The sequence below is a fragment of the Bacteroides sp. 14(A) genome (genome assembly GCF_000526555.1).
Taxonomy (GTDB): domain Bacteria; phylum Bacteroidota; class Bacteroidia; order Bacteroidales; family Bacteroidaceae; genus Bacteroides; species Bacteroides cellulosilyticus.
This window is the reverse complement of record NZ_JAGH01000002.1, coordinates 1,714,101-1,739,786: the sequence shown is the minus strand read 5'-3', so window position 1 is coordinate 1,739,786 and position 25,686 is coordinate 1,714,101. Positions and strand designations below refer to the sequence as shown.

Here is a 25,686-nt window from a genome sequence, read left to right as displayed (position 1 = left end):
GCACTAATACAATTACATGAACAGAAATACTCAAAAGCACTCAGGAGACGTTGCTTTTTGAGTATTTCTGTTTTATCGGTCAAGCATTTACCATGTATATCTTCTTTAGCGGTAAACTACTCTTCTATTAATATCCAGGATTCTGCAACAGAGCCGGGTTCAACTGAATCTGCGACAGAGGAATCGGATACAGATAATTTTTACGTTGCATATTGAACTGAGACTTATCGTTGATAATCAGCGCCTTTGAGCCATCTTCCAATGTTTCAAAACCATATACGGCAGCAGCCGAAGAATATAAGGTCTGAGTATTTCCACCTCCTTCATAGCTGAACGTTACCAGCTCCGTATCTGTTCCGTCAGGATTCTTCACCACAATGCCCGAGCGGTTACTGTTCAATGCTTCTTCGGCAATTCCCCAACGCAGCAAATCATAAGGGCGTAAATTCTCATTACGTAATTCTACAGCCCGCTCATTGCGAATGAGTTCAAGCACCGTCATATTTCCGGCTTTACCGGTATTGGCCAGATAGTTGGCGTTGGCCTGTGCCACGGATGCATTACTGATGCGGGCAGATCCGGCACGATCATGCAGCAGATTGATGGATTTATTCAGATCTTCATCAGAGATGGCACCATTCCCCAGCTCACATTTGGCTTCCGCATATATCAGATAAACTTCTGCCAAACGAAGTACAGGATAGTTATAACCTTCATCCTCATCTCTATAATCTTTGCGCTCCGAACACATCTTACGATTCTGAAAGCCCGTATACCCGGCATTAAGAACAATGGGATAATAAGGAGTACATGCCGAAGGGAAGTCAAAAACCGTCACATAATCGGCTTTGGCATAAGTAGTTCTATCCGCACCGTTCGATCCCATGAAATAATAGATATCTCCCGGCCTTTTGACGCATGAGGTCAGACGCGAGTCGCGGTTATCGAAAATATCCGTCAGTTTATCATATCCGTTGTAGTCCTTGGAATACAGATAGGGCAAACCATCCGTGGTGCAAGGGAACATATTCATCATCTTGATGGTGATGGCACTAGCCTGGTTATTATCACCTCCCAAAGACTTGGTGACATTTTTGGCAATGCGGTTATCATCATGGTTATAAGCAATCTGGAGAATAAACTCATGATTCTTATCTTTCTTGAAACCCATCGGATTCGTATCCTCATCCTCCAAATTGAAAAGGTAGTTATAGGCAATACTTTCATACGCCGTACCTTTGGCATTCCACAATTCATACTTTCCGGATACAATGATTTCATTGGCCAGTGAAGCCGCTTCGGTCAGCATGCTTTCCACACTTGGATAATCGGAAGGTTTGCTACTTCCGGCTCCCTCCGAAGTTCCATTCCCATCAGTGGTGACACCTACATATTTCTCCCATGTACCTTCGAACAGCAGCACCCGTGCCTTGAAAGCCTGTGCACCTTGCCGGCTCACTTTGCCGTCATAATCAGCCTCATCCGAAAGGTGAAGAATCGCATAATCCAGATCGTCCAATATCAACTTCACAACCTCATAACGCGAGTTGCGAGGGGCATACAGTTCACCGGAAGTAGATGAAAGAGATTCTGTAACGATGGGGACACCGCCAAATCGCTGAAGTAAATAGAAATACTGGTAGGCACGAAAGAAGCGGGCTATGGCAAGTGAGGCACTGATATCATCCGTACCGCTATATTCATCACCCTTTTCGATAACAACGTTACACTTACGGATTTTAGCATAGCACAATGACCAGTAAGTATCGTTTGTAGATGCAGCCTGCGTGCCGGCCGCTATGGAATGTACCCCGCTGATGATGTCGGAGTTATTATCCATGATGTCATAGAAGGTTCTGGTATATTTAGTCCCGTTGACCGTCTCCGACATATCTTTGAATCCGTAAAAGCTGTAAGTACTTTTGGCTGCCACTTCAAATTCCTTCGCACTTTTGTAGTAGTTGGCTTCAGTTTGCTGGTCTGTAGGAGTCAGATCCAGAAAATAATCCGAGCAAGAAGTCGCGCACAACACTATGGCGGTTGCAGTCATCGCAAATAATATCTTTTTCATGTTCTTTAATTTTTCAGTTAATAATTAGAAAGTTAAATCAACACCAAGCGTCCAACTACGGCTGAAAGGAAGGGTGGTTCTTGCACTAGTTCCCTTTTCCGGATCATATCCGTCCGACAGACCTGTGATTTCTGCTACGTTATCGCCCGAGAAATAAAATCTCAGTTTCTCTATCTTCCACTTACTTGTGATGGAAGAAGGAATGGTGTAACCGACAGTAATGTTTTTAAGACGGGCATACCATGCGTTCTGAATGGCAGTATCATTGTTGTCTACATTCCATTTATTCTTATCCTGCTGCAAAGAAAGACGGGCATACTCAGCATTCTGATTGTCCCAAGCCCATGTATCAAGGTGAGTGGTCAGGATATTGGTATAGTTAACATAGAAAGCACATGTGTTCATACCTGTATCACGCAGAATGTTACGTTTTCCCACTCCTTGCACAAATAAAGAAAAATCGAAGTTATTCCATCTAGCTCCCGCATTGAGACCGAAGTTGAAGTGAGGGTCCGAATCGCCATAGTGATAAACGTCTCCAGCTCCGGTATTCCCTTTTCCATTTGTCGTGTCATTGTCAGGATCAAGAATCAATACCTTCTTACGGTCGCCCGGACGCAGATGAGTGCTTGCACTGCTTTGCGCTACTTTGGCCAAGGCACTGTTTCCGGCATATTGCTTGTAGTAATCAGCAATCTCATCATACGAGGTAAAATAACCGTCAGTCTTGTAAACGAACAATGAATTTAACGGATAACCTTCGCGTACTTTCACCAGACCCGCTGTCCAAGTATCCGTTCCTGCATAATCCACCACCATGGAACGGGCGTCACTCAAAGAAGCACTTACCCAATAATCCACTTTTCCTGCACGGTCGTTCCAACCAATTACGGCTTCCCAACCTTTCACACGGAGTTTTGCATCGTTAGTGGCTGCTGGATTTGTTCCCAATACATCCGGATACGTAAGGGAAACCAGCATATTATTGTTCTTCTTCTGATACCAATCGAAGCTACCGGTCAGGCGGTTACCAAACAGGGCAAAGTCAACACCGATATTCAGATTTTGCAATTTCTCCCAGGTACGTGAGTAGTCGGTCATTTTAGAAAGATAAGCAATTTGTTCCTGACCACCATTGAAGTAGTAAGTACTCAGCGTGATGGCAGACAGATAGTCATAGTTGCCCAATTCGCTCACCGCACCACCTGTGACACCATAAGAAGCACGCAATTTCAGATTATCCAGCCATTTTACATTCTTCTTCACAAAATTCTCTTCAGAGATTCTCCATCCTACACTGGCGGCACCAAAGTTACACCAACGGTAGTCTACATGAAATTTAGAAGTACCGTCGCGACGTCCCAAAGCCTCAATCATATATTTCCCTGCATAATTGTAATTCAAACGAGTCAGATAGGATATATATCCTTGCGCATTAGAACCGCCGGTTACTGTTTGGTTGGTTGATCCTGCCGATCCGGTATTCAGGTCAAACAAACCGTCGTATAACAAATCCGTACGTTTGGCCGTCACGTTCTTGTAGGTTCTCTTCTCAGCATTGGCACCAACCATGGCAGCTACATTATGCACATTGCCGAATGTATGATTGTAATCCAGTTGCAAGGAGTAATTTTCATAGAAAGTGCGCTGGCTACGTTCCTGCGCATAGCTCTTTGTCCCTGCATTGACTACATTCAACTGCTCATTCACGTCATATCCTATCACCTCTCCATTTCCGTTCTTTTCTATATTTACGGCATAAGGCGCTCCTACATAATATGTTGTCTTATATTCAGTTTGCACATTATTATTCTTAATGAACGACATAGAACCGGTTGCTTTCAGGTCCTTGGTCAGCTGGGCTGTCAACGTATTGGAATAACGGAATGTCTCAAATTCTTGTTTTGCCCGTCCACCGGCCTGCATAGCCGATAAGGGAGAACGCCCACAAACATAGAAATCATAATAATTTCCGGAAGGAGTATAGGCCGGTGCCGCAGGCGCATCATACATACCAGAGTTGTTACCATCAAGCCCATCAAGCGGGCTGTCTTTATAACGATTGCTATAAGAAATATTCATATTGAATACCAGCCACTTAGTAATATCATAGTCCGCATTCATACGTGCATTGTATTTTTTGATACCGTCGTCTGTAGCTATAATAACAGAACGGTCATCAGCATATCCCAAAGATGCCGACCAACGTGCACGTTCGCTGGAACCCTGAATACCGATATTGTGCTGAGTGCTCCAGGTGGTACCATAAAGTAAATCCAACCAATTATTTGACTCATAATAATGTATCAGATTATTAGTATCCACGTAAGTAAACGGATCTCCAAGTGCCATTTTATCAATTACCAACAGATTGGTATCATCAAAACTGACACCGGCATGGGGTGTCTTACCACCTACTGCCAATACATTATTCCAGGTTTGCCCGTTGACGTAACGTTGTGTAATGACTTCCCCTCCATTCCCATCTGATTCTACAAAATCCTGGTAAGAAGCCTCCGCCATGGTCGAAGCAAAATCTCTCATACCTGCCAGCGGTATCATATTGGCAGGAGTATTGGCTGTAACCATCCCATTATACGAAATTCTCAGCTTGTCACCCTTCTTTCCCTTTTTCGTCGTCACCAAAATAACACCACCTGCCGCACGTGCTCCATAAATGGCTGCCGATGCATCTTTCAGTACTGATACATTCTCAATGTCATTGGGATTCAACGAACTAAATTCCGTATTGCTGATAGCAGGAACTCCATCAATAATTACCAATGGTTCCACCTTATTGGTAGAGGAAGCACCACGCAACTGAATAGTCATATCTTCATCACCCGGGCGGGCCGAAGTACGCGTAATGGTCAAGCCCGGAATCTGTCCCTGTAACCCAATAGCAGTATTGGATACCGGACGGCTCTCCAGCACATCCCCACTAACCGATGCAACCGCACCAGTCAACGTCGCTTTCTTCTGAGTACCATAACCCACAACCACCACTTCGTCCAGCAGTTCAGAATCCTCTTGCAGAATGATTTTAATATTCTTTTTACCGCTAAGGGATATTTCTTGCGTTTTATATCCCACAAAAGATACGACCAAAGTGGCATCGGGCGATGCACTCACTGTAAAATTACCGTTTATATCCGTAATTATACCGGTTCCCGTTCCCTTTATCAAGATGCTGGCACCAATTACGGGTTCACCTTTGGCATCCACTACCTGACCGGTTACAGTACCGGTTTGCATCACAGCCTGCACTTCAGTGGCATCGGCCGCAAATACTTCCAGAGGACTACCCGCCATAAGGACAGAAGTCACCACCGTAGAGAACAAGATTCTTTTCGACGAGAATTTCAAAAATTCACTCTTCATAATTTATAAATTTAAAATTAACACTATTGATATCGACATTATCTAATTAGATGCATTGTTTTATGTACTCGCGCACTTCCTTACGGCTGATAAACAGATGGTTCTCAACCGTACGCTGCGAAAGATTAAGCTCTTGTGAAATTTCCCGGACCGTCTTACCTTCAAAGCGGTTCATCGCATAAATCGTTTTACGCTGGGGCGGAAGCAAACTCAACTTATACTTCTCGCGAGACAATAAGTCATTAGCAATCACGCGGCTTTCCGCATCATCAGTACGTGCCATCGTATATTCATATATATAAGGTGTAAGGGCCTGAGTTCTATAAAAGCGACGAAAGAAATCATTCACCAGATTACTGGCAATGATAAAAATAAAGGACCTGATTGTTTCTTTACAAAGCATCTGATTATAATCCATCAAACGAAGGAATACATCTTGTGACAAGTCTTCTGCTTCCGCTTTATTATTCACTTTACGATATATATAAAGATATACCAAGTGGTGATAGGCTATGTAGGAATCGGCTATCAATCGGTCGGAAGTTATCACTGTATTTCTCATTTCCATATATTTTTGATTAACTTTATGCTGCAAATATAGAGCGCAGAAATCAAAAAAAGCCTCATCTTCACCTCCTATATATTCCACTCTATAGAGGCGGACAAAGTATGCAGATAACAGACTATCAAACAAGGAATTAGCAACACAAAAGAAAGCGTCTCAATTTATTATATGAGACGCAGGAAGAGAGAAAAACTATTTTATTTTACTTTTGAGTATCCTCCAGACTTTTGATATATTCACTCGGAGTAATGCCATTTACTTTCTTAAAATAACGGAAGAAAGAAGTTCGCGAGCTAAACCCGCACAACTCCATCAAAGCATTCAATGTGTATCTTGTGTGTTCACCCTTACTCACCAAAGATTTAAACTCGGCAATGCGGTAATCATTGATATAATCATAATAATTTCTCTTCAGGTATTGATTAAACAAATAAGACAAAGTATAAGAAGGAACTCCAATGATCGAAGCCAAATCCGCAATCTTTAGTTCAGGATTAGTATACGGCTTCTCTTCCCGCATTACTTTCTTCAGTTTTTCCGTCAGACGCTTACATTCTTCTTCGGAGAAATTACTGGTTTTGTATTTTTCCTCCATTGATAAATCAGCGTCCTCCATCCCCTTACCGGATAACCGGCGTTCTTCAGGCACACGCAAAAAACGGGCAGTTTCCTTATTCTGTAACTTCCTTTTCCACAAATAATAAGCTGATAAAGCCGCCAGTATGATTACCGCCAAAGTAATTCCATAGCCATACCAGTTTACGGATATCTGCATATGAATACGCAGGCATGTTTCGGACTTAGGATTCCCCATACGCCGAACCTTAAAAAGGTAGTTACCCGAAGACAGATCATAATAAGTGACTTCAGATTTTCCTGTCAGAACCCGCCAATCTTTATCCACTCCTTCCATCTGATATTCATAAGCCATATAAGCAGGATCGGTAAAGGTAAATCCGGAAAAGTAGATAGTTACATTATTCTGCGAAGCATCCAATGACAACTCTCTTACGCCATCTTTAACGGTCAGACCTGCCCCGGGCACTTCCTGCCCATTCACATGAACAGCAGAGATGACTGTTTTATAATCCAACTTGTTCTCTTCATTTTTCCAATCAACCGATAAGCCAATCAGTCCTCTGGCATTCCCAAACCATATCACCCCACTCTCATCTATCACCGGGTTACAGGCCAGAAATACCGGTCCCGGTATTCCATCCGCAAAACTATAAGGAATAAAAGTATCTTTCTTATCATACCGGTACAATCCGTTATTCGTTGCTATCCATAACCACCCTTCCTTATCTTCTATTATGAACATTGCATCTTTTCCTTCCAAAGGGGTATTAGCCTGCATCTTCCGGAAACGGCTCATGGATACATCTGAGATAAAGATATCTCCCTTGTACGGCAAAAAATAAAGTTGATGGTCCGAATCTTCATACATCCCACATATTTTCTCTTTATCCACAAATCCCTCAGGGAAGACACCTGTCTTCATAGAGTCGGAAAGAGGATCCCATATACAGATGCCATTTTCTGTACATATCCATCCTTTAAGGGTGGAATCAAAGTAGATCACATAGATATTCCCTTCCGGCAAATGCGAATTATCACTGGAAAAATGTTTCGATAATTTCCCGTCCTTATAACGGTAAACCCCATTGGATGTCCCTATCCATAAATTATGATCCTTGTCGGCAGTAATACAGAATATATGACCGTTCACAAAAGGCATTGGCCTTCCCGGCTCAAAATCGTCTATTTTCTTGGTTTCCCTATCAAACACATACATTCCACCGCCGTATGTACCGATGTAGACCTTACCTTGCAAAGCGTAACTACAGGATATAATACTGGAACGTAATTGCGGGGAAGAATACTTGATAGCATGACCGTTGCGTTCGTCAATGTAGAATAATCCATTGCGGGAACCAATCAGTTTCTCTTCTTTACCGATGAATATGGTGCGAACCGGAATGTCTTTCGAAGTAAAATAAGGAGTACTATAAATAGAAAAGAGTCCGCTCTGATAGACTGTATAGTCCAATCCCAACTGGCATAATCCTACCCATATCAATCCATCACGATCAACAAGAAGCGAATATACGGAATTAGAACGCAGTCCTTTTCCATTTTCAGGATTGTAATCAAACGAACGGATGATCTTATTCTGCTTTGTAGAAATGAAATGCACACCATTTCCATCAGTACCTACATATAATACGTCTTTCCCATCACAAGACAAGGACCTGATAATATTGCACCCCACATCTACATAATGCCGGAATTCGTGTGTACGGATATCAAAACTCAGAATACCATGTTCCATAGTTCCCAAATAGAGTGTGGAGTCTATACGGGTTATATTCCGATAAGAAAACAATGCTTCTTTCTCTGTCAGGTTATTTGCATAATGAACCGGTTTCCTATCTTTCAGATTCATTGAATACAACCCATTTCTGGTTATGAGCCACAACCGTTCACCTTCCAGGTGCAGTCCGACAATGAAATTGGCGGAAGAGAAGGAATTGTTTTCCAGCAATACTGTTTCTATTTTTCCATCCTTATATATATGCAACCCTGTTTCGCTACCAATATATAAGGTGTCTTTATCATCCTTCACAATGGAGCGAACTCCGTTTCTTATCACATCAGGAGCAATGCGATCCACTCTATCCTGACCTATCTGCCAAAATCCTCCATCAGTTCCTACCCATAACTGATTCCCTGATGTTTCAATAATGGCATTCACCCACTTCCATCTTTCACTGGATGCATATATCGGATAATGTTTCAAATGTACCCCATCAAAACGTTCTACCGAAGTAGCCGTCCCCATCCAGACATATCCACAGGAGTCTTTGTAAAGAGTACTGATTACCAAATCTGAAAGTCCTTCTGTACCGGACACTCCGCGGAATATATAAGATTGAGAGTAAACAGGAATACAAAACATCAACAGTAGAATGTAGTTTATTATTCTATCTCTCATGGTTCCTAACTTATGGTTACTGATTTTGGCACCGGATAATTCTCATCTCATACCTTAATCTTGCTTTCCGATTTTATCCCAAACCTGTTCGCAAATACTCTTCATTCCTTTTATGGAGGGATGTCCCCACTGTTTGTCAATATCACGCAGGTGGATATTGGTTACTCCATAATGGCGGCAGATTTCATCCATAGAGTTAATTACATCTTCCGACAGTTCGGTGTTCGTGATATTATAGATTCGGGTATCCGGATAGCGTTTAGTCAGATAGTCCATCAGTCGGCAGAAGGCAGGACGGAAGCTGTAAAGATCGGCTTTAGTCCAGTCTGCATACTGGTAACTTCCAATAGGAGCCTTCGCCCAACTGTCGTTCGTACCGCCAAAGACCAGGAGAACATCGGGATTACCCAGGTTGTCCATGCGCGTTACGAAGGAACGATCCGAATAATCCGCTTTCTCATAACCGGTGTGGCAAACGGTTGAACCGGAATAGGAATTATTACGCTCCATCTGATAACCGTGCTCATTGATAAGAAGATACCACCAGGTATCCTCCACCCGCTTCACATCATTCTCTCTCTTTTCTTCCGGTACGCCATACCAACAGAGGTTGGTGTCGGGAGTGACATAACCGTAATATGTAGAATAAGAGTCTCCAAGGATGGAGAGTTTCTTTTGAGCAAAAGAAACTGAAACAGAAGTGAAGAGAATCGCTACAAATAATAAGAAAGAGTTGCGTTTCATGATAAATATATTTTTTTGTATGCAAATGTATTGAAAATAATTCATAGGTACAGCCATACTAAACTTTCTTTCTGCACAGCACAATAAGGATTGTTGTAGTAATATCTCCCGCCGCCACAGCAAGCCAGATGCCCGTCACTCCCAACCATGCAGGAAGTACAAAGAAGAACAAGACCGGCAATATACCACGCAGCAACGTAAGCCTCATTGCTAGATTAATACGTTCAATACTGGTATAATACCCTATTGTGATTACATTTATCCCGAAAAAAATGTAATCGACAGCAAACAGAGGCAGACCAGCAACTGCATACTGCCAGGCATGACTTGTCCGGTCCGGCAAGAACAAGGAAACGATATCACCGGAGAAACAGACAAACACTCCGCTAATCAGCAAAGCAAACACAACCGCGGAAATAATGCATAAACGCAGCGCCTTATTGGACCGCAACAACTGCCCGCAACCGTAATTGTAGCTGACAATGGGCTGTGCCGACTGAACCATAGCGTTAAACACCATGAAAATAATAGGGAACAGATAGCAGACAATGCTATAAGCCGCTACCCCATCTGTTCCCAGATGGCTCATAAACACATAATTGCCGGCAATAGCCATGACGGCAATCGTTATTTCACTCAAACAGGATGAAACACCCAGTTTCAGCATATACCATGTATTCCTCAGTGTCAGGCGGATGCTCTTGATACTCATCTTCAGCTTGGCAAACCGAATCGATACGGAGGAACGAAGCAGATAACCCAAGAGTAAAAGTGTCCCCACCAATTCTCCCAAATCAGTAGCGATAGCAGCACCGAACAATCCCCACTCAAAAATAAAGATAAAGATATAATCGAGCAAGATATTGACAACAGTAGCCGCCAGCATGGCCCACATGGCAAAGTTAGGATTCGTCAGGCGTACAAAGAACGGCAATGCCACCAGCAAGACCGTGGACGGAATGGATATAGAGAACCAAAACAGATATTCCGCCGACAATTCCGTCAGATGCCCTTCGGCTCCTAATAAGGTTACTACAGTTTCGGGGAACACAGTCAATAGTATTCCCATAATGATACTGACAATCGTCAGCATGACGATTGACTGCGTGACATTGATATTGGCGACCACCAATTTGCCACGAGACAGATTAATGGAAGCAAGAATTCCTCCACCCATACCGAACATCAGTCCCAACCCGGCCGCTATCATAAAAATAGGCGCCGCAATATTCACCGCGGCAATGGCATCACTGCCTATTCCGCGTCCTACGAATATCCCGTCGACAACAGTGAACAATGCGGATGATACCATACCCAGCAACGTGGGGAAGAGTTGTTTTGTAAACAACTTACTCACACTCATGTTTTTGAAGTCCAAATTATCCCTTTGCATATCTCATTGTTTTAAAAAAAGCGGGGCAAAGGTAGGCTTCATAAATTTGCTGATACTTAACAAATGGTAATTAAAACATTTGCATTATCTTTGTCTCTCAATACATTATATAAGTAGTTGAATTATGAAAACTTCTCTCAACATTTTCCTCCTATTCCTGATCCTGTGTGCCTCATGCGGCAGCCGGAAAGCAAACGACAACAAGGAAACGGCAGTCCAGGCAGACACCGTAAAAAAATTCACGCTCCCCCTTATACCAGCCATGCTAAACACTCCCGAATTGCGTGCGGACTATCTAGTACGGCACTATTGGGACAATATGGATTTTACCGACACCACTTATATCAACCTTCCGGATGTTACGGAACAAGCATGGGTGGACTTTATAGATATCCTGAAGATAGTGCCGGACACTACTGCGATAGCTGCCATAAAGCAAATGTATAAGATGGCAGATCAGAAGAAAGTCGTATTCTTCTATTATACTGACTTAGCAGAAAAATATCTGTATGATCCGAATTCTCCGATGCGGAATGAAGAATTTTACATTCCGGTACTGGACGCCATGCTGGAAAGTAAAGTATTGAATGATACGGAGAAAATACTTCCGCAAGGACGCCGGGAACTGGCTGAACAGAATCGTATCGGAAGGCCGGCAGAAGATTTCACCTATACACTGCTGTCCGGAAAAAACGGTACGCTCTACGGAGTGAAAGCTAAATATACGCTGCTGTTTATCAACAATCCGGGATGTCATGCTTGTGAAGAAGGCATAGAAGCACTGAAACAAGCACCTGCCATCAACAAGGAATTTGCAGCAGGAAGTCTAAAAATACTGGCTATTTATCCGGATGAAGATAAGGAAGAATGGGAAAGACACCTACCGGACTTCCCCAAAGAATGGATAAACGGGTATGATAAAAAGCTTGTTATAAAGGAAAAGAATCTGTATGACCTGAAAGCGATACCTACCCTGTATCTATTGGATAAAGACAAGAAAGTACTGCTGAAAGATGCAACGGTGGCACAGATTGACCAGTACCTGCAATAAGTGATTAGTGGTGAGTGACCACTAAAAATATCCCCTCTCACCACTCCACTTCGTGAAGGATAAAAGGGGATGAAGAAACGAGAGAAGAGAGAGTATATGATTTATTCTTTATTCCCTGCCACCACCTAAGGCTTGGTAGAGATTGATAATTCCCTGTATCTCATCGAAGCGGTCGGCTATCTGCGTCAGTTGGGCAGAGAGCAACGATTGCTGGGCGGTAAGTACCTCCAGATAAGTGGAGTTGCCATGTTTCATCAACAATTGCGTGCTTCGGACTGCGGTTTCCAATGAAGTGATTTGTCCGTCGCGCAACTCTGTTTTACCGCGGGCCACCTGCACTTGGGTAAGGGCATTATTCACTTCACTTCCAGCATTCAGCAGCGCCTGCTGGAAAGAAAGTTTAGCTTCTTCCTGTTGGGCTTTGGCTATTTTCAACTGTGCCATGTTTAATCCTTTATTAAATAAAGGTTGTGTCAGTGAACCAACTGCGGAGAGTAACAGCTTGCCCGGATTGATAATCATGCTTCCGGCAGAGTTTGTCCAACCTGCCGTACCTCCCAAAGTAATGGAAGGGTAAAAGGCAGAACGAGCCGCATTGGTACTATAAAAGGCCTGTGCCAACGAAAGCTCCGCACTCTTCACGTCGGGACGACGAGAGAGCAACTGCAACGGAACACCAACGGTAAGTTCTTCCGGGAAACTTTGTCCCTGTAACTTTCCACGTTCGATGGCGTCGGGCACATCACCCAGTAAAATAGAAAGCGAATTCTCTACTTCACGGATTTGCTGTTTAAGGTCGAATAAAGAAGCTTCTACCATATAACAGTTTGCTTCGGTCTGGGCTACTCCGGCCTCATCCGTCATACCTGCTGCTTTCATGGCACGCATTGTCTTCACGCTCTCACGCCACTTGGCGGCAGTTTCGGCAGAGACGTTGTATTGTGCATCGAGCATTAATAAGGTATAATACATATTTGCCACATTGGCTATCAACGAAGTAGTGACAGCTTGTTCGTACTCCAGGCTCTGAAGATACAAAGCTTTTGCACGGCGTTTCGCATTGGTCAGTTTACCGAAAATATCAATTTCCCAACTGGCGGACGCTATGCCGCTATACGTCCAGGAACCTTTTGATTTATCAAAGCTACTGACACCTCCCTGCGGAGTCAGCATAAAAGAAGGCAGATAGGCCAGACGGGCGGATGACAGAGTAGCTTCCGCTTCTTTGATACGCCACTGAGCGGACTGCAAGTCGGTATTGCCTTGCAGTGCATGCTCAATGAGAGATTGTAGTTGCGGGTCGGTAAACAACTCGCGCCAGGAGAGAGAGGCGATAGAGGTGGTGTCTTCCACCTCTATATCCTGCCCGTAAAGTCCGTCGGTCTTGACTTCGGGACGTTCATATTTAGTATAGATGCCGCAACTACTCAACAGCAAGGCTGCGACAGCTAAAGTGATGATTTGTTTCTTCATTATTTATATTGTTTATTTCATTAGAAAATGATGAATTAGCACAACCGGAGTATCTCAATTCCCCTCCTCCGGTGGAGGAGAATGAAAATACTCCTGTATCCAGTGCCAACCTATCATTTATGTGATTCTTCTATTTCTTTCTTACTCACTTCCATCTCCTCCTCAATCTGCCAGTCTTTGGTCGGCATGGACTGAGCCGGACGAAGACGTTCCTGCAACCACTGGAAGGTGACAAACAAAGCCGGAACGATGAAAAGCAATGCCAATGTACCGATGGTCATACCACCTACTACACCCGTACCCAACGAACGGTTACCGTTAGCACCTACTCCCGTAGCTACCACCAGCGGGAACAGACCGAAGATCATGGTGAGTGCCGTCATCAGGATAGGACGAAGACGTGCTTTGGCTGCGCTGACTGCGGAAGCAATCAATCCCATGCCCGCTTTTCGGCGCTCGGCAGCATATTCCGTCAACAGAATGGCTGTCTTGGCAAGCAAACCGATCAACATAATCAAACCTGTTTGCAGATAAATGTTATTCTCCAATCCTGCTATCTTGGCAAACAAGAACGTACCCATCAAACCTACCGGAACCGCAAGAATAACTGCAAACGGAACGATGAAGCTTTCATAAAGTGCACTCAGGATAAGATAGATCATCAGAATACAAATACCGAAGATAATTACCGTCGTACCACTCTGCTGGTTCTCCTCACGTGTGATACCACCGAAGTCATAACCGTAACCTTTCGGCAGGCTGATTTCTGCTGTCTCTTTCACGGCACGGATGGCATCACCCGTACTATATCCCTCGGCAGGCATGGCATTCACGGATATGGAATTATACATATTGAAGCGACTCAATGTCTCGGCACCATAACTGCGGGTCAGCGTAACGAACTGGCTCAGCGGAGCCATCTCACCGTTTGCCATCCGCACAAAGGTGTTGTGCAATGAAGACTCATCCATGCGGTATTCCGGACCGGACTGTATCATAACCCTATATACCTTTGAGAAACGGTTGAAGTTGGATACATACTGTCCGCCATAGTAGCCCGAAAGTGTGGAGAGCACTGCATCCGGAGTAATGCCGGCACGCTTACATTTGGCAGCATCTACCTCGACTGTCCATTGCGGATAGCGCACATCGAAAGTAGAATAAGCCATGGAGATTTCGGGACGCTGGTTCAAAGCACCCAGGTATTGCTGGGTAGTCTGGAAGAAGGTGTTCACATCCGTACCCAACTTATCCTGTACATTCAGGTCGAGTGCATTACCCATACCATAACCCGGAATCATACCCGGAGCAATTGCAAAGATCGTGGCATCCTTGATATCTGCCGTGCGGGCATAAATCTGTCCGATGACAGCCTGCACCTGATCTTCTTTCTTCGTACGTTCATCCCAGGGTTTCAGTTTCATAACAATCATACCGAATGTATTTCCCTGTCCGGAAAGCAATCCGTAACCGGCTACTTTCTGAATATGCAACTTTTGCGGAATAGCTTCCAAGCGCTCTTCTATACGAAGCATAACATCATCCGTAGTCTTCAGTGAGCTACCCGGAGCCGTACTTACATTGACGAACAATACACCCTGGTCTTCATCAGGCACCAAACTGGTCTTCGTTGAATTCATCAGGAGTACTAACAATACTACCGAACAAGCCAGCAACGACCATGACAACCAACGACGCTTAATAAAAAATAGTACCGCATTCTTATACTTATTCACCACCACATCGAAAGCCGCATTGAACGAATTACGGAAACGGGCAGCAAAATTATTTTTCTGCGTACCATCTTCATTAATATAAGGTCTCAGCAACAAGGCGCAAAGAGCTGGACTCAGTGTCAAAGCGTTAATAGCTGAGATACCTACGGCAACTGCCATTGTCAAACCGAACTGCGTATAGAACGTACCGGACGTACCACTCATAAACGATACAGGAATGAACACCGCCATAAATACCAGTGAAGAGGTGATAACCGCATTACTGATACCCTTCATAGCGTCGATACTTGCCATATAAGGAGACTTATACCCGACATCGAACCTCGACTGTACTGCCTCGACGACGACTATGGCGTCGTCCACCACCGTACCGATCACAAGTACCAATGCAAACAGGGTAATCAGGTTGATACTGAATCCGGCAACGGACATAAAAGCGAAGGTACCTATCAGTGACACGATGATACCTACCAACGGAATCAATGTGGAGCGGATATCCTGCAAGAATACATATACCACCAAGATCACAAGAAGGATAGCTTCGATCAAAGTCTTTACTACCTCATGGATAGAAGCGAACAGGAAGTCATTGGAACTCATCATCTGTGTCAGCTCCACACCTTTCGGCAGGTCTTTGCGCACTTCGTCCAACAGGTTGTCAATGTTCTGATTTACTTCCGTAGCATTGGAACCGGCCGTCTGAAATACCATACAGGAAACACCATTGTGACCGTCCATACCGCCTTTGTAGGCGTAGCTGTCCTTGCCTAGTTCCACATCTGCAATGTCTTTCAACTTCAGCACTTCACCGTCTTCCGTAGAACGGATTACGATTTCACCAAATTCCTCCGGCGTAATCAGACGACCTTTATACTTCATAGTATATTGATAAGTTTCGTCCGAATTTTCACCGAACGAACCGGTAGCCGATTCAATATTCTGCTCGGCAAGTGCTGCCGTCACGTCAGACGGAATCAGTTTGTACTGTGCCATCACATCAGGCTTCATCCAGACACGCATACTGTAGTCACCACCCATAATCATCATATCGCCCACACCTGCAATACGCAGCAACTGCGGTTTCAAGTTGATACTCATATAGTTAGCAAGGAAGTTTTCATCATACGAATTATCGGGACTATGCAATGAAAACATCTGTAAGATACTGGTCTGGCGCTTCATAGTGGTCACACCTACCTGGGTTACTTCTCCCGGAAGCTGTCCGGTAGCTCTGGATACACGGTTCTGCACATTAACGGCAGCCATATCCGGATCGGTTCCCTGCTTGAAATAGACGGTAATAGATACCGAACCGGCATTGGTAGCGGTAGACGTCATATAGGTCATGTCTTCCACACCGTTGATAGCTTCTTCCAACGGAGCGATAACACTCTTCTGCAAAGTTTCCGCACTGGCACCGTAGTACGTGGTGCTTACCATAACGGTAGGCGGAGCAATATCGGGATATTGTTCGACAGGCAGGGTAAACAACCCGATGATACCCAGAATGACAATCGTTATAGAAATGACCGCCGAAAATACCGGGCGTTCAATAAATGTTCTCAGATTCATGGATTAATCCTCCTTTGTTTGTTGATTAGCGGTTTCTTGTGTTGCAGAGGATGCTGACTTAGCTTGAATAGGTGTACCTTCGCGCAATAATCCTACGCCTTCGGCCACAATTACATCACCCACATTCAAACCCTTGTCTACGATATACTCTTTTCCACCATTCACACGGGTCACCTCCACTGGGGCAGACTGTGCTTTACCATCTACTACTTTAAATACGAACACTTTATCCTGCACTTCATAAGTAGCCGCTTGCGGAACAACGATACAGTTCCGTTTTTGAACAGGAACCACTACATTGCCGGCTCCCCCACTCTGTAACAATCCTTCTTTATTCGGGAATACGGCACGCAGACTGACAGTTCCGGTAGAAGTATCGATCACCCCACTGATTGTTTCAATCTTACCTTGCGAAGGATAGGTGGATTTATCATTCAAAATCAGTTCAATAGCAGGCATTTCCTCCAATGCTTTACTCCTGGAACCGTAGCGGCGCGTCATATCCAGCAACTGGTTTTCTGTCATCGAGAAGTAAACGTACATATCGGAATTATCAGAAACCGTAGTCAACGGTTTAGGCAGGCTGGCACTAACCAAAGCGCCCACACGATAGGGCAGAGTGCCTACAACACCGTCGGCAGGACTTTTCACTTCCGTATAAGAAAGGTTATTGGCGGCACTTACACGTTGCGCTTCCGTCTGCGCCAATTGCGCTTTCGCCGTCAGCAGGTTATTATAAGATGTCTGCAAGTCGAACTCGGAAATCACGTTCTGGGCAAACAATTCTTTTTTACTGTCATACGTCAGTTGAGCCGTAGCTACACTTGCACGCGCCGCTTCCACATTGGCTTCCGCAGTCTGCAAAGCCGCACGGTAAGGCACTTGATCAATAATAAACAAGACTTGTCCTTTGCGGACCACCTGACCTTCTTCCACACAGAGTTTAGTCAGGAAACCTGATACCTGCGGGTAAATGTCAATGTCTTGTCTTCCCCGGATACTCGCTGAATAGGTCGTTTGCAATTCCTTGTCGGATGTCGTGATTCTCATCACCTCATACTCAGAACTGGTCTGCACGGTAGGAGCCTGTCCGCATGCTACCAATGTTACTCCACAAATGAATGTCATCATCTGTCTAATCAATCTCTTCTTTGTTGTCATACTACAATCTTTTTAAAAACATCTTTTGTTATGTCGGCGGCAAAGGTATGCCGTTTTTGAACAACAACTTGTTTCATTTGTCGCACTCCTTTGTTCATTTTCGGAACGCTTTGCTTAACATTCCAAAAAGAACTTCTACCTTTGTCCCAGCAAAACTTTAAAAAGATAAAGTATGAATCCATTATTAACTACGAAAGCAGAAACTTTCAGATCCGGGAGTGATAACCTGGAGTTTTACCACAACCGACTCATCAAATTAACGAATGGAGTCCTTTTATTCTGTTCCGGCGGAGAAGCGGAAATCACCATAGATCTGGAGAAGCATCACATTATACCGAATACGAACATTATGTTATTGCCCGGCTCTATTCTTTCGCTCAGATCGGCCAGCCCGGACTTCCAGATACACTATTTCGCTTATTCGGGCGAGATGATGAAAGTTGCCTGCTTCCGACTGGACCCGGCATTCATGCATTTCATGAAAGAGAATTCCTGTTATACACATACCAGACTCGAAACCATACGCCCCATCCTGAGAATGATAGAGGCAAGCGCCGCCATCTATGCCGACAAGGAAAACCAGTTTCGCGAAAGCATTGCCCAGAACCTACTTCAGATATTCTTCCTGGATACTTATGATAAGGTACAGAGATATTTCACGAAGGAACAACTGGAGGGAGGCAACCGGAAAGGACAGCTGTTCAAAAAGTTCATCCATCTGGTACATACCAATTGTACCATGCAACGGGATGTAGCCTTTTATGCCGAGCAACTTTGTATTTCTACACGCTACCTTTCCGCTATTACTAAAGAGGTAGGCCAGATTTCCGCTAAAGAAATCATCGATGAGTTTCTCACACTGGAAATCAAAGTCGCCCTACAATCCACCAATCTCTCACTAAAAGAGATAGCCGACCGGTATAATTTTCCCGACCAGTCGTTCTTCGGACGGTACTTCAAGAAGCATACGGGAATGTCACCGAAAGAATACAGAGCAAAAAGAATATAATAGATAGAAAACAATCGCATTGACGCAAATCAACAATAAATAAACGCATACTGACGCATATCAACAAACACAAACGGTTTACATTTGCAGTGAACAATTAAAAAGCGAACCGCAAATTTAATACCGTATGCTGAAAGTACTGCTATTATCCGATTTTACCAGCGCGTACAGCCGCCTTTTATTAAAAGGTTTCCTGCGATATTCCATGGAAGTGGGCAACTGGCGCTTTTATCGAATTCCATTGAGCCGTGAAGACTTCAATGACGAAAAAGCAATCGAAACAGTCATTGATATTGCCCAGCGCTGGGGAGCGGATGCCATCATGGGACAGCTGTCCGAAGTAAATACCGAACGGCTGCGCTCCATAGGCATCCCCGTCATCCTGCAAAACTACACCAATCGTGTGGACGGCATATCCAATATTACCGGTGATTACTACGGCACCGGCGAAATGGCCGCCAACTACTTCTTGCGGAAAGGTTACACTAATTTTGCTTTCTACGGCACCAGTGATACAATCTGGTCACGCGAACGTGAAGAGGGTTTCTGTACCCGCCTCGCCGAAGTAGGGCAGCATGCCTATATCTATAATGAAGAGAGCAACATCCGCTATGGCTCCACTTCCGACCAGCAGACCCTCCAAGCCTGGTTGCAGCAACTCCCCCATCCCACAGCCTTGTTTGCCTGCGACGACGTATTCGCCTTACGCATAACCGAAGTCTGCGGTATCAGCAACATTCAAGTCCCCCAGGATCTGGCTGTTTTGGGAGTGGATAATGACGAAATACTCTGCAATATGTCCGACCCTCCCCTTTCTTCCATCGTGCTGGATGTAAAGAACGGCGGATATCAGGCAGCCAAACTGCTGCACAGCATTGTGAAGGATAAGCAACTGCCACAATTCAATATCGTTATCAATCCCATCCGCATTGAACGCAGAAAGTCAACAGAAGGATACTCGGTAAGTGACAAACTGGTCCTTGGTGCCCTGAAACTTATTGAGACGGAGAACAACGGCCTTATCAGCATCACAGAAATACTGAACCGCCTTTGTGTTTCACGCCGTGTACTGGAAAAACATTTCCGTAAGGAAGTCGGCATTTCCATTTACCAATATATACTGGATTACCGCACTTCCTGTTTCGCCGAGAAACTGTTAACCTCAGACCTGCCCATCATGGATATAGCCTTTGAACTGGGTTATGAAGATTACATCAATCTTACCAAATCCTTTAAACGAATCTATCAGATGACTCCAACCCAATATAGGAATTACTATAAGTACGGGAAAACAACCACTATTATTAACCCTAATAACCAATGAGAAACAGTGAGAAATTTTATTCTTTTACCTAACTCGTCAGGAAAGAACACTTCAATGCGAAGTATCTTCCTCATTGTATGTATGTGCTGTAGCTTGATTACTCTGGCTCAAAGCAATTTCAAGGTATCCGGTATCGTTATCGGAGTAGACAAAGAACCCATTATCGGGGCTACCATTCAAGACAAAAGCAACCAGACAGGTGTCATTACCGATGTAGAAGGACGCTTTACCATCAATGCTTCTTCGCGCAACGCCGTGTTACGCGTCGGCTATATCGGAATGAAATCAGAAGAAATCAAAGTAGAAGGGCGTTCCCAAATCACCATCATTCTTCAGGAAGAAGCCGTGAAGATAGACGAAGTGGTAGTAACCGCCCTCGGCATCAAGCGTGAAGCCAAAGCTTTAGGTTACGCTGTATCTTCCGTAAACAATGACGCACTGACAGCCGGTAACGAGCAGAATGTAATGTCTGCCATCTCGGGTAAAGTAGCCGGTGTGGATATCTCTTCCACAACAGCAGGCCCTTCCGGTTCCACACGCGTCATTATCCGCGGTAATTCCCAGCTGACAGGTTCCAACCAGCCCCTATATGTCATCGACGGCATGCCGGTGGACAATACGGAACTGGAAGGTGCAGGCAAATGGGGTGGTTACGACTATGGTGACGTATTGTCCTCCCTCAACCCGGATGATATTGAAAACATTTCTATCCTGAAAGGCCCGTCCGCTTCCGCACTTTATGGCTCCAGAGCTTCCAACGGTGTTGTCCTCATCACCACTAAGTCCGCCCAGAAGAAAAAGGGTATAGGTGTGGAGTTCTCATCCAACCTGAGCATTGTTAAATTACTGACCGGCTTCGACGATTACCAGCGCGTCTACGGTCAGGGCCGCGACGGGCGTCCCTCGATGTCCGGTCAGTCGGCATCGACTACTTCGCAAGTAGCTTGGGGTGGAAAGTTAGACCCCAACATGGATGTACATATCTATAATGATGAGATACGGAAGTATGGTAATGTGAACAACAACATCCTGAGTTTCTTCGATACCGGTATCACTACCACCAATGCCGTTGCCTTCAGCAAGACCAATGACTTGTCGGCTTTCCGTGTATCCGTATCTGATATGCGCAACTGGGATATCGTGCCCGAATCGGAACTGAGCCGTACCAGTGTCTCTTTTAAAGGAAACACCCAGCTTTCCAAACGCCTGACCGTAGAAGCACAGGCCACTTACAGTTACGAATCCGTGCAGAACCGCCCCGCCTTGTCCGACAGTCCGAGTAATCTTGGTAATGCCCTGATAGGTATCGCGCCGAGTTTTGACCAGAAATGGTTATCCAGTAACTACAAGGACGAAACCGGACGTTACAATGACTGGAACGGTGACAAATACCGCATCAACCCCTACTGGGTAATCAATGAAATGAGCAATAAGTCCAAACGCGACCGCCTCATCGGACAGGGACGCCTCTACTATGCATTCACCGATTATCTGAAAGCCAGCTTCAAAGCCGGTCTGGACTCCTACACCTTCCGCTTCACCGATTTCACTCCGATGTATACCCCCGGATTTACCGATGGAATGATGAAGGAAATGACCAACAACGTGATGCAGTACAACTTCGAGATGATGCTTCGTTTCCAAAAGCGTTTCGGTGATTTCGATGTATCGGCTTTCGTCGGCGGCAATGTGATGCGCTATGAGTACGAATCTATGATCCAGACCGGACAAACGCAGGTAATTCCCGGTTTACAGGACATCACCAACTATTCCAGCATAGAAACCGAACATGCCCTGGTGCGTAAAGCCGTGCGCTCCCTGTTCGGACAGGTCAGCCTGGGCTACAAAGAGTTTGCATACCTCGATGCAACGTTCCGTAATGACGTGTCGTCCACTCTAAGCCCCAAGAACCGTTCTTATTTCTATCCTTCGGTTTCGGGAAGCTTGATATTCTCCAACCTCTTTGAGCACAAAGAATGGTTCACCTTCGGTAAGTTGCGTGCTTCATGGGCTAAAGTAGGTGGTGACACAAGCCCCTATCAGCTTCAATTGGAATACGGTCTGAAACCTTATACCAATAAAGGAACTTCTCTGGGCTACATCACTTCCGGTTCCGTGCCTAATGCCAACCTGAAACCGACCTCGACTTACTCTTTCGAAGTAGGTATGGATGTGCGTTTCCTGGATAACCGTCTGGGACTGGACTTTACTTACTACCAACAGATAACCAAAGACCAGATCCTGTCATTGCCAGTTTCACAATCTACCGGATACAGCCGTGCCATGATCAATGCCGGTGAGATTTCCAACAAAGGTATCGAAGCTTCTCTGTCACTCGTACCGGTGAAAACCAAAAACTTCACCTGGGATGCCAATATCAACTTCGCCAAGAACTATAATGAAGTAGTGAAACTGCACGAAGACGTGAAAGACTTTGAACTGGCAGCCGCCCGCTGGGCCAACGCCTTCATCTACGCAAGCGAAGGACAACCTTACGGTGTCATCGTAGGTAAGAAACTGAACCGTACAGAAGCCGGCGAAGTGATTTATGAAAACGGTCTGCCTACTTTCGACGATAAAGTATCCGTATTAGGAAACGGCAACTACGACTTCACTTTAGGTTTCCGCAATGCTTTCTCTTACAAAAACTTATCAATGAGTGTACTGGTAGATATGAAATTCGGTGCGGACGTTTATTCCATGAGTAAGATGCAGTCGCACGTAAACGGTACTTCCAAAGAAACCCTGGAAGGACGCGAAGGCTGGTACGCCTCCGAGCAAGCCCGCCTGTCGGCCAACGTAGATGCCAAAGACTGGGCGCCGACCGGAGGTTATGTAGGTAAGGGAGTAAAAGCCGTAACCGATGCCGACGGTAACGTAAGCTATGTGCCCAACGATGTGTACGTAGATCCCGCCAAATACTGGCAAGCCTTGCAGAACTCTTCCCCCGAACCGTTCATCTGCGACAACTCTTTCGTGAAACTGCGTGAAGTATCACTCTCTTACTCATGCCCCAAGAAGTGGTTCGTACATACTCCTATCGAGTCCGTCACCCTCTCGGCTTACGGTCGCAACCTGCTGCTGATCTATTCAAAAGTAGACAACATCGACCCTGAATCTTCTTACAACAACGGTAACGGACAGGGCTTCGAGTATGGCTCATTACCCTCACGCCGCACCTTCGGCTTCGGCATCAATGTCAAATTCTAAAACGCATATCAACATGAAAAATATAAAATGGAGTTCCTTATTTATCGGCCTCATCTGCCTGTGCAGCTGTGTAGACCTGACTGAACTGAACGAGAATCCAACCAAGGCAACCAGCATATCCCCGCATCTGCTGATTCCGACCATACAATTGACTCATTCGCAATATATGCAGAACACCATCCGCTACTTTATCTACCCGGGTGCATTCGTCAACCACTGGATTGGCGGCTGGAGTATGCAGGAGTACGGCGGAAAAGCCAAAAAGAACATTGCCTACATGGAACGCCTCTGGGTAGCCTATTATCCCGATATCATTAAGAATGCCGTCGCACTGGTCAGCCAGACCACCGACAACCCGGAAGAAGTCAATCTGAATGCCATCGGACGCATCCTGAAAGTAGAGGCTTTCCTTAAACTGACGGATTATTACGGTGATATTCCGTACTTTGAAGCCGGAAAGATATACAATGAAAACATCGTGAAACCCCGATACGACAAACAGGAAGATATCTACATGGATTTCCTGAGCGAACTCCGCGCCGCCTCCGCCCAACTGGACGCATCGGCTATGGCTCCGCAGAACGACCTTTACTTCAATGGCGACATCGAGAAATGGAGACGGTTTGCCAATTCCTTATGGCTGCGCATCTCCATGCGCCTGCTGAAAGTCAACCCCACACTTGCCCAGCAAGAAGCCAAAGCGGCTTATGAGGCAGGAGTGATGACCTCTAACAGCGATATCTGTTATGTGGCGCACGAATCGAGCAGACTGGACGAAGGTCCGGGCAACGGATTTGCCAACCAGATGCTGGAAGATCCTACTTACAGTAACTACCGCATGACCAACGAATTGCTGGAAGCGCTGACTTCCACCAACGACCCGCGCACTCTCTACATCGGAGGCGCCTACTATACCGACAGCAAACGCACGGATATCACGTCCATTGTTTACGAAAAAACCGGTTCGTATCAAGGAGTACCGGCACAAGATTTCATCTACAATGCCTGGGCACCGGCTCTTACCATCAATATCGATGGAAAAGATGTAAGTGTAGCACACCACTACCAAAAGATGCAACCCTCTAAACTGCTGACTGATCCAGCATCTCCTTATATGCACCTGACTTATGCCGAAACAGAATTCTACCTGGCTGAAGCCGCTGCCCGCCATTGGAATGTATCTTCCGAAAGTGCCAAGGAACACTATAAGAAAGGTCTGGTAGCCGCCATCAAGCAATGGAGCCTGTTTGGCGCCAATGTACCCGATGACGCCACACTGGAAGCCCTCGCCGAAGAACAGTCTTCACTGCTGGATGCAGGCGACACCGAGGCGCTGGAAGAGATCAACAAACAACTGTGGCTGCTCTATATCCTCGACCCGATTGAAGCCTGGTCTAACATACGGCGCAGCGGTATGCCGAGCAAGTACACCAAGTTCTACAACCTGGCTCCCACAGAAAACGAATCGGACGGCAAACGCCCCAACCGCATGATGTATCCGCTGGAAGAACAGATTAAGAACAAGGAAAATCTGGAAGAAGCACTCAGCCGCATGGGAGGAACAGACAACTGGACCAGTCGTGTATGGTGGGATAAAGAATAAGTTTACACAATTAAAAAGAACGGATAAATTATGAAAACCAAGTATATTTTTCTAATATTGTGCTTCCTGGGCATCGCCATGGGAAGTTGTAAAGACGACTCGGCAAGCAACCCGACCTTTGCCGATGATGAACTCTATATCTATACCGACATGTTGGAAAGTGTATCAGCCATAGCAGGTACCCTCACGGAATTCCCTATCCTGGTTTCTCCGGCAGACGGCAGCGTGTCCGTCAAGTGGTTGCTGGACGGTGAAGTGATCGGAACCGTCCCTACACTGAGCTACACATTCACCCAGACCGGAAGTTTCAAGCTGCGCTTTGAAGCGGTACGAAACGGAACCACTAATTTCAGAGAATTCACTTTAGTAGTAACAGCACCTTAAAAACATACGGATAC

15 protein-coding genes are annotated in these 25,686 nt (G+C 45.2%); 6 read left to right on the top strand and 9 right to left on the bottom strand.

Features of this window, described 5'->3' with window-relative positions:
* Positions 1-127: 127 nt before the first annotated feature.
* The 6 genes from K429_RS0113870 to K429_RS0113845 all read right to left on the bottom strand — a co-directional run bounded on the left by K429_RS0113870 (position 128) and on the right by K429_RS0113845 (position 11,149).
* Entirely contained in the window at positions 128-2,071 is a 1,944-nt protein-coding gene (locus K429_RS0113870) for a RagB/SusD family nutrient uptake outer membrane protein (RefSeq protein WP_026367261.1), read from the bottom strand.
* Positions 2,072-2,095: 24 nt separating this feature from the next.
* A complete protein-coding gene (locus tag K429_RS0113865; protein WP_026367260.1) occupies positions 2,096-5,452 on the bottom strand; it encodes a TonB-dependent receptor in 3,357 nt (1,118 codons plus the stop codon).
* Positions 5,453-5,498: 46 nt separating this feature from the next.
* Positions 5,499-6,014, bottom strand: a complete 516-nt coding sequence (locus K429_RS0113860) for a sigma-70 family RNA polymerase sigma factor (RefSeq protein WP_007219598.1) — start codon at positions 6,012-6,014, stop codon at positions 5,499-5,501.
* A 205-nt stretch (positions 6,015-6,219) separates the two neighbouring features.
* Positions 6,220-9,012, bottom strand: a complete 2,793-nt coding sequence (locus K429_RS0113855) for a two-component regulator propeller domain-containing protein (protein WP_026367259.1) — start codon at positions 9,010-9,012, stop codon at positions 6,220-6,222.
* Between the two features lie 54 nt (positions 9,013-9,066).
* Entirely contained in the window at positions 9,067-9,756 is a 690-nt protein-coding gene (locus K429_RS0113850) for an SGNH/GDSL hydrolase family protein (RefSeq protein WP_026367258.1), read from the bottom strand.
* A gap of 58 nt (positions 9,757-9,814) precedes the next feature.
* Positions 9,815-11,149, bottom strand: a complete 1,335-nt coding sequence (locus K429_RS0113845; protein WP_026367257.1) for an MATE family efflux transporter — start codon at positions 11,147-11,149, stop codon at positions 9,815-9,817.
* Between the two features lie 124 nt (positions 11,150-11,273).
* On the opposite strand from K429_RS0113845, the gene K429_RS0113840 reads away from it, so the two are divergent.
* Positions 11,274-12,200 carry a DUF5106 domain-containing protein gene (locus K429_RS0113840; protein ID WP_007219594.1) on the top strand — a complete coding sequence of 309 codons (927 nt, stop codon included), beginning with the start codon at positions 11,274-11,276 and terminating at the stop codon, positions 12,198-12,200.
* A gap of 108 nt (positions 12,201-12,308) precedes the next feature.
* Here K429_RS0113840 and K429_RS0113835 read toward each other — a convergent pair whose 3' ends face one another.
* The 3 genes from K429_RS0113835 to K429_RS0113825 all read right to left on the bottom strand — a co-directional run bounded on the left by K429_RS0113835 (position 12,309) and on the right by K429_RS0113825 (position 18,142).
* Complete coding sequence (locus K429_RS0113835; protein WP_026367256.1) at positions 12,309-13,673, bottom strand: efflux transporter outer membrane subunit; 1,365 nt, start codon at positions 13,671-13,673, stop codon at positions 12,309-12,311.
* A 113-nt stretch (positions 13,674-13,786) separates the two neighbouring features.
* Positions 13,787-16,981: an efflux RND transporter permease subunit gene (locus tag K429_RS0113830; RefSeq protein WP_007219592.1), complete on the bottom strand. Its 3,195-nt coding sequence runs from the start codon at positions 16,979-16,981 to the stop codon at positions 13,787-13,789.
* Between the two features lie 3 nt (positions 16,982-16,984).
* On the bottom strand, positions 16,985-18,142 hold the full coding sequence (locus tag K429_RS0113825; protein ID WP_026367255.1) for an efflux RND transporter periplasmic adaptor subunit: 1,158 nt from the start codon (positions 18,140-18,142) through the stop codon (positions 16,985-16,987).
* 172 nt (positions 18,143-18,314) lie between these two features.
* On the opposite strand from K429_RS0113825, the gene K429_RS0113815 reads away from it, so the two are divergent.
* The 5 genes from K429_RS0113815 to K429_RS0113795 all read left to right on the top strand — a co-directional run bounded on the left by K429_RS0113815 (position 18,315) and on the right by K429_RS0113795 (position 25,672).
* A complete protein-coding gene (locus tag K429_RS0113815; protein WP_007212124.1) occupies positions 18,315-19,151 on the top strand; it encodes an AraC family transcriptional regulator in 837 nt (278 codons plus the stop codon).
* A gap of 127 nt (positions 19,152-19,278) precedes the next feature.
* Positions 19,279-20,475 carry a DNA-binding transcriptional regulator gene (locus K429_RS0113810; RefSeq protein WP_007219590.1) on the top strand — a complete coding sequence of 399 codons (1,197 nt, stop codon included), beginning with the start codon at positions 19,279-19,281 and terminating at the stop codon, positions 20,473-20,475.
* 54 nt (positions 20,476-20,529) lie between these two features.
* On the top strand, positions 20,530-23,685 hold the full coding sequence (locus K429_RS0113805) for a SusC/RagA family TonB-linked outer membrane protein (protein ID WP_026367253.1): 3,156 nt from the start codon (positions 20,530-20,532) through the stop codon (positions 23,683-23,685).
* A gap of 13 nt (positions 23,686-23,698) precedes the next feature.
* Positions 23,699-25,288, top strand: coding sequence for a SusD/RagB family nutrient-binding outer membrane lipoprotein (locus K429_RS0113800; RefSeq protein ID WP_007219588.1), 1,590 nt, complete (start codon positions 23,699-23,701; stop codon positions 25,286-25,288).
* Positions 25,289-25,318: 30 nt separating this feature from the next.
* Entirely contained in the window at positions 25,319-25,672 is a 354-nt protein-coding gene (locus K429_RS0113795) for a PKD-like domain-containing protein (protein ID WP_026367252.1), read from the top strand.
* Positions 25,673-25,686: the final 14 nt, after the last annotated feature.

Coding starts and splice junctions, on each gene's coding strand:
- K429_RS0113870 (WP_026367261.1), bottom strand. CDS start 2,071: ATGAAAAAGATATTATTTGCGATGACTGCAACCGCCATAGTGTTGTGC.
- K429_RS0113865 (WP_026367260.1), bottom strand. CDS start 5,452: ATGAAGAGTGAATTTTTGAAATTCTCGTCGAAAAGAATCTTGTTCTCT.
- K429_RS0113860 (WP_007219598.1), bottom strand. CDS start 6,014: ATGAGAAATACAGTGATAACTTCCGACCGATTGATAGCCGATTCCTAC.
- K429_RS0113855 (WP_026367259.1), bottom strand. CDS start 9,012: ATGAGAGATAGAATAATAAACTACATTCTACTGTTGATGTTTTGTATT.
- K429_RS0113850 (WP_026367258.1), bottom strand. CDS start 9,756: ATGAAACGCAACTCTTTCTTATTATTTGTAGCGATTCTCTTCACTTCT.
- K429_RS0113845 (WP_026367257.1), bottom strand. CDS start 11,149: ATGCAAAGGGATAATTTGGACTTCAAAAACATGAGTGTGAGTAAGTTG.
- K429_RS0113840 (WP_007219594.1), top strand. CDS start 11,274: ATGAAAACTTCTCTCAACATTTTCCTCCTATTCCTGATCCTGTGTGCC.
- K429_RS0113835 (WP_026367256.1), bottom strand. CDS start 13,673: ATGAAGAAACAAATCATCACTTTAGCTGTCGCAGCCTTGCTGTTGAGT.
- K429_RS0113830 (WP_007219592.1), bottom strand. CDS start 16,981: ATGAATCTGAGAACATTTATTGAACGCCCGGTATTTTCGGCGGTCATT.
- K429_RS0113825 (WP_026367255.1), bottom strand. CDS start 18,142: ATGACAACAAAGAAGAGATTGATTAGACAGATGATGACATTCATTTGT.
- K429_RS0113815 (WP_007212124.1), top strand. CDS start 18,315: ATGAATCCATTATTAACTACGAAAGCAGAAACTTTCAGATCCGGGAGT.
- K429_RS0113810 (WP_007219590.1), top strand. CDS start 19,279: ATGCTGAAAGTACTGCTATTATCCGATTTTACCAGCGCGTACAGCCGC.
- K429_RS0113805 (WP_026367253.1), top strand. CDS start 20,530: ATGCGAAGTATCTTCCTCATTGTATGTATGTGCTGTAGCTTGATTACT.
- K429_RS0113800 (WP_007219588.1), top strand. CDS start 23,699: ATGAAAAATATAAAATGGAGTTCCTTATTTATCGGCCTCATCTGCCTG.
- K429_RS0113795 (WP_026367252.1), top strand. CDS start 25,319: ATGAAAACCAAGTATATTTTTCTAATATTGTGCTTCCTGGGCATCGCC.